The following is a 14,630-nucleotide window of genomic DNA, read 5'->3' on the forward strand; positions in this document are numbered from 1 at the left end:
CTCCGGGGGCCCGCCGCGATCGGCCATCCATGGCCGTGCGCGGCTACCGCGGCATCCTTGCCGCGGTGCCCCCTGCGCAACGCCTGCGTTCGGCCTCTGGGAAAAGGGGCAAGCAGATCAAGATCAAGATCAAGATCAAAAGCCAAAGCTAAAGCCAAAACAACGGCAACGGCAACGGCAACGGCAACGGCAACGGCAACGGCTTCGCGGGCAAGCCTCGCTCCTACAAGGATCGGTTGTACAGCTGCGCTTTTCACCACTCAACAGGCCGAGCGTTAGCTCGCCTGCAGCTGTTGATCTTGATGCACCGCCCCCTCGAGAGGCCGAGTGGAGGTTCTGCGTAGTGGGCAACCCGGCATGGATGCCGGGTTAGCCGCGCACGGCCAAGGATGGCCGATCGCGGCGGGCCCACGGAGCAGGACCGGAGCGAGGGCATGCCGAGCCTAGGCGAGGCACCGAACGAAAGGGGCAAAGAGCCCTTGGTTACTTGGGGCTTTTCCAAGTGACCCGCCGTAAGGGCGGAACCCTAGGTGGCCGTGACCGCAGAAACGGATATGTACACCCTCAAAATCCCGCAGCTAGAACAGCGATACGGCCAGTCAGAAACGCCGGTATAGACTGAGAGCTATCACGACAGGAGAGACGCGTGAAATATAGAACAGTATTGCTGCTCAGTCTTTTGCTTCAGCGAACTCCGGCACCGAAGAAGGCACGCCCATGATCGGCGCCGAACTGCTGTCACCGCAAAGCCTCACAGTGGGATGGCTGATTTACGTGCCGGTAGTGATCTGGGCGGTCTGTCGAGCACCCTGGGTCGAACTGTTCAGCGATAGCCGCCGTCAGCATCTGTTGTTCGGCACGGTGTTCGCACTGTTCATGCTCTGGCTGGTGCGACGAGACTTCGACACCGGAGTGTCCTATCACTTCATCGGCATGACAGCGGTGACATTACTGCTGGATTGGCCGTTAGCGATTGTCGGCGGGTTGGTCGCGCAAACGGGATTGGTGCTGCTCGGACGGCAGGACATGGCAGCCATGGGGGTTAACGGCGCGCTGCTGATTCTGTTGCCGGTGCTGATCACCGAGTGCTGCGCAATCCTGGTCGAGCGCGCGCAGCCGCGTAATCCTTTTGTGTACATCTTCTGCTCCGGTTTTTTTGCCGCTGCGTTATCGGCCCTGTTGTGCCTGATTCTGACGCTCACATTGCTGTGGTACGACGAACGTTTCGCCATGCCGTATTGGCTGGAAGATTTTGTCGGCTATCTGTGGCTGCTCATTTTCCCGGAAGCATTTATCAACGGCATGGTGGTCAGCGCATTGGTGGTGTTCTGCCCCGAATGGCTGGAGACGTTCAATCGCACGCGCTACCTTTCGGCGCCCTGGAAAGACGACGATCCCAAATCTTGATCCACATCAAATCCAAAAAACGTTGCCGAATCCATGCTCTGGAAAATTTTCAGGAGCAATGGCATGAGTGTGTACGAGTGGGCCCGGCAGGAGTTGCGTCAGAGTCTGGATGTGGCGCAAGAGGTGGGCTTCGATCCGGGATTGAGCCTGCGCGCCTTGCTCAGTGCGGTGGTGCAGCAGAGCAAGGCGGTACGCAATATGGAAGACCTGGCCGATGAGTTGCGATTTCTCGCCGAAAACCTCGACGAGGGCCAGGACTATGGCTTTATGCGGCCCTGAGGGTCGGGATCAGTGACGCGGGTCGAAGTCGCCGCTGAACAATTCGTCCTCGGCATCGGGGGGCACCGGAATCTTGTGTTCTTCCGACGCCCAGGCGCCCAGGTCGATCAGTTTGCAACGGTCCGAACAGAATGGCCGGAACTTGTTCTCGGGGCTCCATTCGACAGGGGCGCCACAGGTTGGGCAATCGACGGTTGGGGTTTGGCTCATGACTGGCCTCCACGCAAAGTAAGGTAAAAGTGATGCAGGCGTTCGACCTCGCTGTGCAGCCAGGCGAGGTCGCGGTCGTTGACCACCACATCGTCGGCATGGCTCACGCGGTCCTGTCGGCTGGACTGAGCCTTGAGGATCGCCTGGACCTGCTGTTCGCTGGTCTGGTCACGCTGCAGGGTGCGTTCGATCTGTAACTGTTCCGGGGCATCGATCACCAGGACGCGTTGGGTCATGGCGTACTGCCCGGACTCGATCAGCAGCGGCGAAACCAGAATCGCGTAAGACGATTGTGCCTTGGCCAGATGGTGGGCGATTTCTTCGGCGATCAGCGGATGCAGCAGCGCTTCGAGCCAGCGGCGTTCATCCGGCACTTCGAAGATCAGCTTGCGCAGCGCCGCGCGATTCAGTTGGCCGTCGGCTTGCAGCACGCCGGGGCCAAAGTGCTCGGCGATCTTCGCCAGTGCCGGGCGACCGGGTTCGACGACCCAGCGAGCCGCATGATCGGCGTCGACCACGTGCACGCCCAGGTCGATGAAGTGCTGGGCTGCCGCGCTTTTGCCGCTGCCGATGCCGCCGGTCAGGCCGAGAATCCAGGGTTTTTCCACAGGGGTATTCATTTCAAACCGACAAACTGCCAATAGAAGCCGGTTATTTGACCACCCCAGAGCAAGGCAATCCAGCCGGCAATGGCCAGATAGGGGCCAAAGGGCAGCGGTGTCGAGGTTTTCGCGTCCCGCAGGCGCAGCAAAATCACCCCGATAATGGCGCCCAGCAGCGATGACAGCAGGATGGTCAGCGGCAGGATTTGCCAGCCGCCCCAGGCACCAAGCATCGCCAACAGCTTGAAGTCCCCGTAGCCGATGCCGTCCTTGCCGGTGATCAGCTTGAACAGCCAGAACACCGTCCACAGCGCCATGTAGCCGGCCACCGCGCCCCAGAACGCGTCATGCAGCGAGACGAAGAGCCCGAAGCTGTTGACGATCAACCCCAGCCATATCAGCGGCAGTACCAGCACGTCCGGCAACAGTTGGTGTTCGGCGTCGATCAGGCTCATCGCCAACAGGCCCCAGCTCAGGATCAGCACCATGCAGGCCTGCCAGCCGAAACCGAAATGCCAGGCGACGAACGCCGACAGCGCGCCGCAGGCCAGTTCGGTCAGCGGGTACCGTTTGCTGATCGGCGTCGCGCAGCTTGAGCATCGCCCAAGTAAAAACAGATAACTGAGCACGGGAATGTTTTCCCACGCTCGAATCCGATGGCCACAGTGAGGGCACTCGGAGTGAGGCAGTATCAGGTTGTAAACCGGGCCGGGGGCTTCGGGTGGCAAATCCAGTACGTCATGGGCCTGCAAGCGCCAGTCACGCTCGAGCATTTTCGGCAGGCGCCAGATCACCACATTGAGAAAACTGCCGATCAGCAAGCCGATCAGCCCTGCGGTGATCGTGAAGGCCTGCGGATTGAGGCTCAGAAATTCGTTCAAGGACATATCAGATCGCTGAGCCGAGTTGAAAGATAGGCAGGTACATCGCAACCACAAGGCCACCGACGATAACCCCCAACACCACCATGATGAACGGCTCCATCAGGCTGGTCAGGTTATCGACCATGTTATCCACTTCGTCCTCATAGAAGCTCGCGACCTTGTCGAGCATGTCATCCAGCGCGCCGGACTCTTCGCCAATGGCCGTCATCTGGATGGCCATGGTCGGAAAGATACCGGAGGTGCGCATGGAAAAATTCAGCTGCATGCCGGTTGAAACGTCCTGCTTGATGCGTAATACCGCTCGCTTGAACACGATATTGCCGGTCGCGCCCGCGACTGAATCCAGGGCTTCGACCAGTGGCACTCCGGCGGCGAATGTCGTCGACAGCGTACGGGCGAAACGGGCCACGGCGGACTTGTACATGAGCGCCCCAACCAACGGCAGTTTCAGCAGCCAGGTGTCCGTCCGGTCGCGAAAGCCTGGTGATTTTTTAAAGGCATGACGTACGCCGAAGATCGCCGCACCCAGCACGCCGAGCACCATCCACCACCAGTCCTGCAAAAACTCCGACAAGCCGATGACCATCACGGTAAACGCCGGCAGCTCGGCTCCAAACCCCGAGAACACCGACTCGAACTGCGGCACAACCTTGACCAGCAGAATCCCGGTCACAATGATCGCGACGAACACCACCGCCAGCGGGTAGGTCATGGCTTTCTTGATCTTGGCCTTGAGGCTTTCGCTCTTTTCCTTGTAGGTCGCCACTCGTTCCAGCAGGGTATCCAAGGCTCCGGCCTGCTCGCCGGCATCCACCAGGTTGCAGTACAACTCATCGAAATACTGGGGCTTTTTGCGCAGGGCGGCGGCGAAGCTATTGCCGGCCGCGACTTCCTGTTTCACCTCGTCGACCAGCTTGCGCATGTTCGGGTTATCGAAGCCCTCGCCGATAATGTCGAAGGATTGCAGCAGCGGTACGCCGGCTTTCATCATGGTCGCCATTTGCCGGGTAAACAGGGCAATGTCCAGAGCCTTGATGCGTTTGCCGGCACGGAAGATGGATGCGGTTTTTTTCCGCACCTTGCCCGGGTTAATGCCTTGCTTGCGTAACTGCGCTTTGATCAGCGCGGGATTTTGACCGGTCAACTCGCCGGTCATTCTGGTGCCTTTTTTGTCTGTGCCTTCCCAGGCATATACATTGATTTTCGCTGCTTTGACCGCCATGTTCAGTCCTTCGTGACCCGGTTGATTTCTTCAAGGCTGGTGATGCCTTGCATGGCCTTGAGCAGGCCCGAAGTGCGCAGGTCGTTGAAGCCGTCCTTACGCATCTGGATGTCGATTTCCAGTGAATTGCCTTCGGCCATGATCAGCCGTTGCAGGTCTGGGGTGTTCTTTACCACTTCATAAATCCCTACTCGCCCTTTGTAACCGTTGTTGCACTGATCACAACCAACCGGTTCATAGATCGTGAACGAGCCGATGCGTTCCTCGGGAAAACCTTCCTTGAGTAACGCCTCGCGGGGAATCTCGATGGGCTTTTTGCAATGACTGCACAGTTTTCGCGCCAGGCGTTGGGCGATGATCAGGCTGACCGAAGTCGCGATGTTGAACCCCTGAATCCCCATGTTGTGCAGGCGGGTCAGGGTTTGCGCGGCGCTGTTGGTGTGCAAGGTGGAAAGGACCATGTGCCCGGTCTGGGCGGCCTTAATGGCAATTTCGGCGGTTTCGAGGTCGCGGATTTCGCCGACCATGATCACGTCCGGGTCCTGACGCAGAAACGAGCGCAGCGCCTGGGCGAAATCCAGTCCCTGCCTGGGATTGACGTTGACCTGGTTGATGCCTTCGATGTTGATTTCTACCGGATCTTCGGCGGTAGAGATGTTGATGTCGACGGTATTGAGGATATTCAGCCCGGTATAAAGCGATACGGTTTTGCCCGAGCCGGTGGGGCCGGTCACCAGGATCATCCCTTGTGGCTGCTTGAGGGCGGCCATGTACAGGTCTTTCTGGTCAGGTTCGTAGCCGAGGGCATCGATGCCCATTTGTGCACTGGACGGGTCGAGAATCCGGATCACCACTTTCTCGCCCCACAGGGTCGGCAGGGTATTGACCCGGAAGTCGATGGACTTGCTTCTGGACAGATGCATCTTGATTCGCCCGTCCTGGGGTTTACGCCGCTCGGAGATGTCGAGGCTGGCCATGACCTTCAGCCGGGAAGCAATGCGGTTGGCCAGTTGCGTTGGCGGCCTGGCGACCTCCCGCAGCATGCCATCGGTGCGCATTCGCACGCGGTAGATTTTTTCATAGGGTTCGAAATGCAGGTCGGAAGAGCCGCTCTTGATCGCGTCGAGCAGCATCTTGTGGACAAAGCGCACCACCGGCGCGTCATCGGTATCTTGCCCTGGGATGGGGTCCTGTTTCTGCTCATCGACCGACTCGATATCCACCCCGTCGAGGTCGACATCGGCCATGTCTTCCAGACCGGTGGACTGGTTGTCGAAGAACTTTTCAATGGCGTCGCTGAGCTTGTCTTCCTCCACCAGGATGGCTTCGGTGCTCAGCCCGGTGCTGAACTGGATGTCGTTGATGGCTTGATGATTGGTCGGGTCGGAAATCCCCACGAACAGTCTGTTACCACGCCGCCAGAGGGGCAGGGCGTGGTGCTGACGGATCAGCTTCTCGCTGACCAGCCCTCGGGGTTGGGTGTCCTTGTCCAGGCAGTTGAGGTCCAGCAGGGCTATGCCGAAATGCTCCGAGGCCACTTCGGCGACCTGCCAGCTTTTCAGCAGTTTGTTTTGCACCAGATAGCTGACCAGCGAAATTCGATTGCGTTGGGCTTGCTGATACGCCTGTTGCGCACTTTGGTCGGTGATCAGTTCGGCCAGTACCAATTGCTTGGCCAGACCGCTAAGGGCGATGTCATTCATTAGAATTCCGGACGCAGGCAGTGAATGACTTATAGCCTAGTCAAGCAGTGGAACCAAACCAGGCGGGATGAGGTGACAAAAAGTGTCAGATAGTGCGGATCCTTGGAGTAGGAAAGGTCTTTGCCACGGTCTCGCGCCCCGCAGGAAGGGGCGTACGCGACTTGGCATGAGCTGTGCTGTGCCTTGTTTAGATCATGAGATTTCGACTCATGCATGGAGCCTGTCTATGAAAAATCAAAATGGTTTTACCTTGATCGAACTGCTGATCGTGGTGGCGATCATCGGGATTCTGGCGACGTTTGCGTTACCGCAGTATTCGAAGTACCAGGCGCGGGCGAAGGTCACCGCTGCGGTTGCAGAAATCTCGGCACTGAAGGTGCCTTTCGAAGACATCATCAATCAAGGCACCGATATTGCCGCCCCCGCCGGGATCGGCGCGGCGAGCGCCACGGGTAATTGCACGATTACGGCAACGGGTACCGCCTCTACCGGTGCGGGCAGTATTGCTTGCACGATTCTCAATGCACCGGGGCCGGTGCTCAGCAAAACCGTCACGCTCACGCGCACACTTGCCGGTGGCTGGACTTGCACCACTACGGTTGACGCGGAATACGCGCCTAAAGGTTGCCCTCCCGTTGCCGCTGCTGGCTGATCCATTGTCATCCTGCCAAATGCCCCGCGTTTAACGACGCGAGGCATTTTTTTGTTCGCTATTTTTGGGGACAGGTAATCGAGAAACCCCCGACAATTCATGGCCTTAGGCCTGCGTTAAAACCCGCATGTTGCATGTAGATAATTTCGCAGTCATGCAATTTGCATGATTTCGAAAATTGCCGCTGTTATTAAATGATTGATTTATAAGCATTTAATTTTTATCTGACAGTTGGCACAGCGTTCGCACTCTTTCCTGTAACCCTGCTGACAAGACACGCAGCAGACTTTCCAGAAATACAGGAGTTACTCGTATGAAGAAGTTCGCTATCGCTGCCGCTACTGCTACCGCGTTGACCCTGACCATGGCCAACACTGCATTTGCACAGAACGCTCTGGCGACTCAGGCACCGATGATGCTCGCCGCCGGCGAAGTCACTGAAGTGAAAGAGGATGCTTCCGATACCTGGATCACCACCAAAGTCAAAGCAGACCTGATAACTGAAAAAGGCATCCCAGGCACCGACATCAAAGTCGAAACCAAAAAAGGCGTTGTTTCCCTGTCTTCCATGACCGTTCTGACAGACGCTCAGAAAACAACCGCCGTGGCTATCGCCAAGAACATCAAAGGCGTCAAAGCGGTGTCCGCCGACGGCCTGAAATCCGAGTAAAACAAGGCTTCTCGCCTGGACCGGGAGAAGATGCGGTAGATGAGCCGAGTCATACGTCTGCCGCTTTTTCAGAGTTCACGCGCAAGGCCACAAGGATGTGGCCATTACAGGCCCCGACATTTGTGTCGGGGCCTGTTCTATTGCGGGCTACGCAAAACAACTAATGTGGGAGCGGGCTTGCTCGCGAATGCGGTGGGTCAGTCAACATTGATGCCGACAGACCCACCGCATTCGCGAGCAAGCCCGCTCCCACATTGACCGGTACCCACATCGGATTGTGGTGGATTTAATTGCCACGCTTGCTGGTGATTCGAACCAAGCGATTCCCTTCAAAGCGCAGGTACTGGTACATCCCGCTGTTGGGGCCGTAGGTCCATTCCTCGACCTGAAACTCTTCCCGCCGATTGGCGCTGCGCTTGTAGCCCAACACGTCGCGGGCAACGGGCTCTCCGCATTTTTGCAGCACTTCGCCGGACCTGTCCCCCACGCTGATCAGTTGACTGCCGCAGCGCAAGGTATCGGCCGCCGCAGCCTGTCCGGCAGCCAGCATCAGAGCCAGGCTCAGAAGCCAGCGTGCGCCCATCACTCGGCATCCAGATGCAGGGGCGTGATAACGCGGCCATCGCTTTCTGCCTCACCGAGGCTGGCGTCGATGAAGTACACGCGGTCATCGGCCAACTGACCTTTGTCCACCAGATAATCCTTGATGCTGCTGGCCCGTTCTTGCCCCAGTTGACGCAACAGCACCTCGCTGGAGCTCCAGAAGCCAATCACGCCTTCACGCATTTTTTTACTGCGTTCTTCCTTGCCCAGGTCTTTCCATTCGGCCGGTGGCTGAGTCTTGAGACGCGTGCGGTAGATTCCTTCGAGCAGTGGGCTTTTCTCGTTGTCCGGCACTTGCAGCAATGAGGCCTGGGCCGGCACCTTGTCACCGCGACGCTGGAGCATTTTGTAGTAGTTGTACTGGTATTCCCGCTCCAGGCGTTGCTCGGCGATCAGCGGGCCATCGCTGCTCTTGGCGGCGGTGCCTTCGATTTCCAGGCGCAGGGCCGGACGTTCCTTGAGCGCCTGAGACAGTTTGACCAGCGCCGCTTCGGCGTCCTGGCTCAACTCACTTGAACCCGGGGTGAAAGAGACTGTACCCAAGTCTTCCGAGCCGCCGCCACTGACCAGCCCGCCAATCATTTTGAACGGTGCCGCCGCAGCTTTGACAATCAGATTGCGCAGGGTCTGCCAGACAATCGGCATGACGCTGAACTGCGGGTTGTTCAGATCGCCGCTGACCGGCAGTTCTATGGAAATCTTCCCGTCGACATCCTTGAGCAAGGCAATCGCCAGTTTCAGCGGCAGGCTCACCGCGTCCGGGCTGTCGACCTTTTCACCCAGTTGTAGCTGCTCGACCACCACTTTGTTTTCGGCCAGGAGCTGGCCGTTGGTGATCTTGTAATGCAGGTCGAGATTGAGCCGGCCCTTGCGGATACGGTAACCGGCGAACTTGCCGGAGTAGGGCGTCAAGTTCGTCAATTCCACCCGTTTGAAACTGGTGGCGATGTCGAGGCTGGCCATTGGGTCGAACGGGTTGACCGAACCTTTGATGGTCACTGGCGCATAGCGGTCGACTTTACCTTTGATGTCGACACTGGCCGGTTTTGCCTGGCGGCTGTCGATGGTTCCGATCTTCCCGTTGAGCTGTTGAGCGGCCGTAGCGAAGTTCGGCGTCAGGCTGAAGTCGGCGAAGTTAGCCGAACCATCATTGATGGCGATGCCGCCAATGTGGATGCCCAGCGGTTTTTCTTTTCCGGCTGGCGGTTTGTCAGCAGCGGCGGTTGTGGTGCCGGAATCGGCCGGTTGCGCAATCAACAGGTCATCGATGTTGGTGGTGCGGTCATCGTTGATCATGAAACGCGCATAGGGCTGGAACAGATTGACCTTGTCGATCGACAGGCTATCGCCATGCTGATAGTTCAGACCTTCGAGCACCAATTGTTGCCACTTGAGGAAGTCGCGGGTTTTCAGGGTGTCGAGGGTATGGAGTTGATCGACCTGGGCACGGCCGGTGACGTTGAACGCCAGCGGTTCGGTGCTTTTCAGGTCGACCGCCAGATCACTGCCCAGCATGCCGCTGCGCAGTTCGAGACGAATGAACGGGTTGATGTAGGACTGGGCGACGCGCAGGTCAATGTCCTTGGTCTGCACGTTCAGTTTGGCGCTGATCGGGGCCAGATTGACCACGCCATCCGCTGTGATCTTGCCTTGCTTGCCCACGCCGGTGTCGAGCTTGAGGTTGAAAGGTGAGCCATTGAGGCTGTCGAAGTTTTGCAGGTCCAGGTTCAGCGGGCCCACCTCAAGCGCCACGGCGGGTTGTGCCTTGCGGTCGGCCAGATGCACCTGGTAATCGCGCAGTTGCACGTCTTTGAGCAGTACCTGCCAGGGCTTGCTCGGCGCGCTCGGTTCAGGCTTCGGCGAATCGGCAGCCGCGGGTGCGCTGATCGGCTCGGCATTGGCCTTGGCGGCCGCTTTGGACGGCTGACTGGCGAACAGTTTTTGCCAATCGAGTTGTCCGTCGGCTTCGAGGGCGGCCCAGGTTTCCAGTTTCTGGCTGCGAATCTTGCCGACCACCACTTGCTGTTTGGCCAGATCCACGGTGGTTTCACTGATGTCCAGCCGATCGAGCTTCGCCAGCGGTCGACCGTCCGGAGCCTTGATGGCGAAAGGCGCGACGCTGACCGCGACATTGCTCAGCAGCAGTTCGGTTTCCTTGGCCAGGTTGAGCTTGTAATCGGTGCTGAGGCTGACGACGCCCTCTTCGAGCACGAGTGGCACCGCATCGCGCACATAGGGCCAGAAGGATTTCATCTTGCCATCGGTGATTTTCAGCTTACCTTCGGAGGCGATCGGGATCAGGCTGAAGTTACCGGTCCAGTCGATCTGTCCACCTCCCGGACCGATGGCGACCAACGTCATGTCGGCGCTGTCTTTGGGCAAGGTGCTGAGATTTTTCAGTTCGAAATCGAGTTTGTCGTAGAGGAATTCGATGGGTTCGCTGGGACGTGCATCCTGGAAATGTACGGAACCAGCGGCCAATTTGATCCGATCCACGCGCAGCGGAAATGGCTTGGCGTCCGGATCGGCCGGGGTCGGTTCGCTGGCGGGGATGTTGAACAGCCCGAGCAGGTTGAGTTTGCCGTCCTTGCCGAAGAGGATTTCGGTCTTGGGTTTGTCCAGTTCGATATCGGACAAGTGCAGCGCCTTGGTCCACAGGCTGTCGATCTGCAGGTTCGCATACAGTCGCTCGAAGCCCACTTGTTCCTTGCCCGGCTCGCCGATGACCAGGCCCCAAAGGGTGACTTCGAGACTGAACGGGTTGAGTTCGATTCGCTGAATCGTCGCGGGCGTCGTGGCGTAGTTGGCCAATTGTTGGTTGGCGACCCGCAACGCGATGCCCGGCAAAATCAGAAACCCCAGCAGGCTATAAAGAGCCAGGGCAGTCAATAAGGCGCCGATAGCGCGAATCAATCCTTTGGGCATGTGCGGCTTCAACTGTCGGAATCGGAGTGCCTTGGAGTATGGCATGCGTTTGCGGTTCCGAAGCAACCACGCTTTATAGGATTTATCTGATTATCGGTGCGGATTTTCAGAGCTGCAGGATCAGCGTTTTCAGCGGCGGCTGTTGATCCAACGACGGGAAATCGCTGCCCGGTGTCAGCGCTGTCCACTCACGCACCGGACGCCCGGCCTTCTCTGCGCAGCGCAGAACCTGTTCGCGCCAATCGTCCATGCTGACCTTCGCCAAGTTGTTGCAGCAGATCAGCACGCCGTCGTCGGCAGTGGTCAGCAGCGCCGGTTTGAGCAGGCTCTGGTAGTCACGCAACAGGTCAACGGTGCCGAACGCGCTCTTGGCCCAGGCCGGTGGATCGAGCAGAACCAGATCGTACTGACGCGGGTCGAGGCGTTGATAGCTCGGCAGTTTCTGGCCGCGACGCTGGCTGATCGGCAGGCCGGCCAATTGACGAATCGCCGGAAAGTAATCGGACTGAATGAATTCCATCGTTGGCAATTGCGGGTTGAGCAGACCGTTCTCGCGGCCGACCGCCAGATTGCCTTCGGCAAAGTCCAGGTTGCACACCTCGCTCGCACCGCCCGCCGCGGCGCAGAGGCCGACGCCACAGGTGTAGGCAAACAGGTTCAGCACACTTTTGTTTTTGCTGTGCGCCTTGACCCAGCCGCGAGCGTTGCGCAGATCAAGAAACAACAACGGGTCCTGGCCGGCGTGGCGCCCGCGAACCCGGTAGTTCAGTCCCCATTCGTGGCCGATCAAATCTTGCAGGGCGGCTTCGTCGGCGCGGTAGACGGTGTCTTCGCGGTCGATGCGTGAGTTGCCACGGGAACGGTCGTTGTAGACCAGCAGGGTGTCGAGGCCCAGCTGTTGATTGACGGTCTCGTGCAATTGCAGCAGGACGTCCCGCTCCAGAGCCTGATGAAAACTCTGCACCAACAGTTGCGGGCCATAGCGGTCGATGGTCAGGCCGCCGGCGCCTTCCTGGCTGCCGTGGAACAGGCGATAGCAATCGGTGCCTTGCTGATGCAGCTCGACGAGCAGGTCCTGGCGACGATCGAGGGCGGCGCACAGCGCCTGATTCAAGGAAGACATGCTGGGCGCCTTGCAGGAGGGAATTGGGGGCGCGGGAGTTTAACAGCTATGGGCTGATCGTTCCCACGCTCTGCGTGGGAATGCCTCACCGGACGCTCTGCGTCTGCTTCTTGGGACGCGGAGCGTCCCTGGCTGCATTCCCACGCAGAGCGTGGGAACGATCAAACCTGTACCTGTGCCTGTGCCTGTGCCTGTGCCTGTAGGAGCGAGGCTTGCCCGCGAAAGCGGTGTGTCAGGCGACATTAATGTTGACTGTGCCGCCGTCTTCGCGGGCAAGCCTCGCTCCTACAGGTGATGGTCAATGCACTGCATGGGCTCATTGGTTCAGCCGCTGATCGATCAGCCCTTGCACCACGCTCGGATCGGCGAGGGTCGAGGTATCGCCCAGGCTGTCCAGTTCGTTGCAGGCGATCTTGCGCAGAATGCGTCGCATGATCTTGCCCGAACGGGTTTTCGGCAGGGCCGGAGCCCATTGGATCAAATCCGGTTTGGCGAAGCTGCCGATTTCCTTGCTGACATGCGCCAGCAATTGCTGCTTCAGTTCGTCGTTGGGTTCGGTGCCATTCATGGGCGTAACGAAGGCATAGATGCCCTGGCCTTTGACATCATGGGGGTAACCGACCACGGCGGCCTCGGCGATGCTGTCGTGCAGCACCAGAGCGCTCTCCACTTCGGCGGTGCCGATACGATGCCCGGAGACGTTGATCACGTCGTCGATGCGCCCGGTGATCCAGTAGTCGCCGTCCTCGTCCCTGCGTGCGCCATCGCCGGTGAAGTAGTAGCCGGGGTAGGGCTTGAAATAGGTTTCGATCATCCGTTTCGGGTCGCCGTAGACGCTGCGAATCTGCGCCGGCCAGCTGGACTTGATGGCCAATATGCCGCTGCCGGCGCCTTTGATTTCCTTGCCGTGTTCATCGAGCAGTACCGGTTGCACGCCGAACATCGGTTGGGTGGCGCAACCGGGTTTGAGCCGTTGGGTGCTGACCAGCGGGCTGATCATGATGCCGCCGGTTTCGGTCTGCCACCAGGTATCGACAATCGGGCAACGCTGCTCGCCGACCGTATTGAAATACCATTCCCAGGCTTCCGGGTTGATCGGCTCACCGACGGTGCCGAGTAATCGCAGGCTCTCGCGGGACGTTTCCTTCAGCGGCTCGGGACCTTCACGCATCAGCGCACGCAGGGCGGTCGGGGCGGTGTAGAAGATGTTCACATGATGCTTGTCGATCACCTGCCAGAAGCGCGAGGTGCTGGGGTAGTTCGGCACGCCTTCGAAGATCAGCGTGGTCGCACCGTTGGCCAAAGGCCCGTAGACGATATAGCTGTGGCCGGTGACCCAGCCGACATCGGCGGTGCACCAGAAGACTTCACCGTCGCGATAATCGAGCACGTACTTGAAGGTCATTGCCGCTTGTAGCAAGTAGCCGCCAGTGGTGTGCAGCACACCTTTAGGTTTGCCGGTGCTGCCGGAGGTGTAGAGGATGAACAGCGGGTCTTCGGCGTCCATCGGCTCTGGCGGACAGTCGTCGCTGACATCGCGCAAAGCCTGGTGGTACCAGATATCCCGGTCGTCGACCCAGTTGACCTGGTTTTGGGTGTGTTCGACCACGATCACGGTGTTCACGTCCGGGCAGCTTTGCAGTGCCGTGTCGACGTTCTGTTTGAGCGGCACGAATTTACCGCCGCGCACGCCTTCATCGGCGGTGATAACGGTGTGGCAATCGGCGTCGAGGATCCGGTCACGCAGCGAATCCGGGGAAAATCCACCGAACACCACCGAATGAATCGCACCGATACGCGCGCAGGCGAGCATGGCGTAGGCGGCTTCGGGAATCATCGGCATGTAGATGCACACGCGGTCGCCTTTCTTCACGCCACGGCTTTTGAGCACGTTGGCCAGTCGACAGACGTTGTGATGGAGTTTTTTGTAGGTGACCTGGGCAGATTCGGCGGGGTCATCGCCTTCCCAGATGATCGCGATTTGATCGCCGCGCTTTTCCAGGTGACGGTCGATGCAGTTGTAACTGACGTTTAACTTCCCGCCGGCGAACCAGCTTGCCTCACCGGTTTTCAAGTCATAACGCTGGACGGTTTGCCACGGTGCGGTCCAATCGAGGAAGCGTGTGGCCTGTTCGGCCCAGAAGGTGCTGGGGTGTTCGATGGATTGGCGATACAGGCGTTGATAGTCGTCTTGACTTAATTGTGCAGCCCGGCGGACGGCATCGGCTTTGGGGAACGTGCTGATATCGAACATGACGGTTCCTTATTCTTGTTTTTCGACAAGAGGGGAGCTGCGCGACCCTCGTAGGAGCTGGCTTGCCAGCGAAGGCGGTAGGTCAATCAACACAGA

13 protein-coding genes are annotated in these 14,630 nt (G+C 58.7%); 4 read left to right on the top strand and 9 right to left on the bottom strand.

What is annotated here, in order from left to right; all coding sequences use genetic code 11:
• Positions 1-717 precede the first annotated feature (717 nt).
• Positions 718-1,407, top strand: coding sequence for an energy-coupling factor ABC transporter permease (locus tag MEB48_RS26360; protein WP_237886717.1), 690 nt, complete (start codon positions 718-720; stop codon positions 1,405-1,407).
• A gap of 63 nt (positions 1,408-1,470) precedes the next feature.
• Positions 1,471-1,686: a hypothetical protein gene (locus MEB48_RS26365; RefSeq protein ID WP_237886718.1), complete on the top strand. Its 216-nt coding sequence runs from the start codon at positions 1,471-1,473 to the stop codon at positions 1,684-1,686.
• A gap of 9 nt (positions 1,687-1,695) precedes the next feature.
• On the opposite strand, the gene yacG is transcribed toward MEB48_RS26365, so the two are convergent.
• Genes yacG through pilB form a run of 5 tightly spaced genes read right to left on the bottom strand, consistent with a single transcriptional unit; the run spans position 1,696 to position 6,307 of the window.
• Entirely contained in the window at positions 1,696-1,896 is a 201-nt protein-coding gene (yacG, locus tag MEB48_RS26370) for a DNA gyrase inhibitor YacG (protein WP_007938961.1), read from the bottom strand.
• On the bottom strand, positions 1,893-2,516 hold the full coding sequence (gene coaE / locus MEB48_RS26375) for a dephospho-CoA kinase (protein WP_095055850.1): 624 nt from the start codon (positions 2,514-2,516) through the stop codon (positions 1,893-1,895). Before coaE ends, yacG begins: the two co-directional genes overlap by 4 nt.
• Entirely contained in the window at positions 2,513-3,385 is an 873-nt protein-coding gene (locus MEB48_RS26380; RefSeq protein WP_237886719.1) for a prepilin peptidase, read from the bottom strand. Before MEB48_RS26380 ends, coaE begins: the two co-directional genes overlap by 4 nt.
• Before the next feature lies 1 nt (position 3,386).
• Positions 3,387-4,604: a type II secretion system F family protein gene (locus tag MEB48_RS26385; protein WP_237886720.1), complete on the bottom strand. Its 1,218-nt coding sequence runs from the start codon at positions 4,602-4,604 to the stop codon at positions 3,387-3,389.
• 2 nt (positions 4,605-4,606) lie between these two features.
• Positions 4,607-6,307: a type IV-A pilus assembly ATPase PilB gene (gene pilB, locus MEB48_RS26390; protein WP_237886721.1), complete on the bottom strand. Its 1,701-nt coding sequence runs from the start codon at positions 6,305-6,307 to the stop codon at positions 4,607-4,609.
• 226 nt (positions 6,308-6,533) lie between these two features.
• On the opposite strand from pilB, the gene MEB48_RS26395 reads away from it, so the two are divergent.
• Positions 6,534-6,959 (top strand): pilin, encoded by a 426-nt coding sequence (locus MEB48_RS26395; protein WP_237886722.1) that lies wholly within the window; start codon positions 6,534-6,536, stop codon positions 6,957-6,959.
• A gap of 313 nt (positions 6,960-7,272) precedes the next feature.
• The gene (locus MEB48_RS26400; RefSeq protein ID WP_237886723.1) at positions 7,273-7,629 is read left to right on the top strand and encodes a BON domain-containing protein; all 357 of its coding nucleotides are present in this window, start codon (positions 7,273-7,275) and stop codon (positions 7,627-7,629) included.
• A 286-nt stretch (positions 7,630-7,915) separates the two neighbouring features.
• Here the strand turns inward: MEB48_RS26400 and MEB48_RS26405 are convergent, their stop codons facing one another.
• The 4 genes from MEB48_RS26405 to acs form a co-directional block, all read right to left on the bottom strand.
• Positions 7,916-8,212: a DUF2845 domain-containing protein gene (locus MEB48_RS26405; RefSeq protein WP_237886724.1), complete on the bottom strand. Its 297-nt coding sequence runs from the start codon at positions 8,210-8,212 to the stop codon at positions 7,916-7,918.
• The gene (locus MEB48_RS26410) at positions 8,212-11,202 is read right to left on the bottom strand and encodes a DUF748 domain-containing protein (RefSeq protein ID WP_237886725.1); all 2,991 of its coding nucleotides are present in this window, start codon (positions 11,200-11,202) and stop codon (positions 8,212-8,214) included. Before MEB48_RS26410 ends, MEB48_RS26405 begins: the two co-directional genes overlap by 1 nt.
• Before the next feature lie 61 nt (positions 11,203-11,263).
• On the bottom strand, positions 11,264-12,280 hold the full coding sequence (locus MEB48_RS26415) for a class I SAM-dependent rRNA methyltransferase (protein ID WP_237886726.1): 1,017 nt from the start codon (positions 12,278-12,280) through the stop codon (positions 11,264-11,266).
• Positions 12,281-12,596: 316 nt separating this feature from the next.
• Positions 12,597-14,534, bottom strand: a complete 1,938-nt coding sequence (acs, locus tag MEB48_RS26420) for an acetate--CoA ligase (RefSeq protein WP_237886727.1) — start codon at positions 14,532-14,534, stop codon at positions 12,597-12,599.
• Positions 14,535-14,630 lie beyond the last annotated feature (96 nt).

Origin of the sequence: Pseudomonas sp. PGPR40 (assembly GCF_022014505.1) — a bacterium.
Taxonomy (GTDB): domain Bacteria; phylum Pseudomonadota; class Gammaproteobacteria; order Pseudomonadales; family Pseudomonadaceae; genus Aquipseudomonas.

Coding starts and splice junctions, on each gene's coding strand:
- MEB48_RS26415 (WP_237886726.1), bottom strand. CDS start 12,280: ATGTCTTCCTTGAATCAGGCGCTGTGCGCCGCCCTCGATCGTCGCCAG.
- MEB48_RS26395 (WP_237886722.1), top strand. CDS start 6,534: ATGAAAAATCAAAATGGTTTTACCTTGATCGAACTGCTGATCGTGGTG.
- MEB48_RS26385 (WP_237886720.1), bottom strand. CDS start 4,604: ATGGCGGTCAAAGCAGCGAAAATCAATGTATATGCCTGGGAAGGCACA.
- MEB48_RS26360 (WP_237886717.1), top strand. CDS start 718: ATGATCGGCGCCGAACTGCTGTCACCGCAAAGCCTCACAGTGGGATGG.
- MEB48_RS26405 (WP_237886724.1), bottom strand. CDS start 8,212: ATGGGCGCACGCTGGCTTCTGAGCCTGGCTCTGATGCTGGCTGCCGGA.
- MEB48_RS26400 (WP_237886723.1), top strand. CDS start 7,273: ATGAAGAAGTTCGCTATCGCTGCCGCTACTGCTACCGCGTTGACCCTG.
- yacG (WP_007938961.1), bottom strand. CDS start 1,896: ATGAGCCAAACCCCAACCGTCGATTGCCCAACCTGTGGCGCCCCTGTC.
- MEB48_RS26380 (WP_237886719.1), bottom strand. CDS start 3,385: ATGTCCTTGAACGAATTTCTGAGCCTCAATCCGCAGGCCTTCACGATC.
- acs (WP_237886727.1), bottom strand. CDS start 14,534: ATGTTCGATATCAGCACGTTCCCCAAAGCCGATGCCGTCCGCCGGGCT.
- MEB48_RS26365 (WP_237886718.1), top strand. CDS start 1,471: ATGAGTGTGTACGAGTGGGCCCGGCAGGAGTTGCGTCAGAGTCTGGAT.
- pilB (WP_237886721.1), bottom strand. CDS start 6,307: ATGAATGACATCGCCCTTAGCGGTCTGGCCAAGCAATTGGTACTGGCC.
- MEB48_RS26410 (WP_237886725.1), bottom strand. CDS start 11,202: ATGCCATACTCCAAGGCACTCCGATTCCGACAGTTGAAGCCGCACATG.
- coaE (WP_095055850.1), bottom strand. CDS start 2,516: ATGAATACCCCTGTGGAAAAACCCTGGATTCTCGGCCTGACCGGCGGC.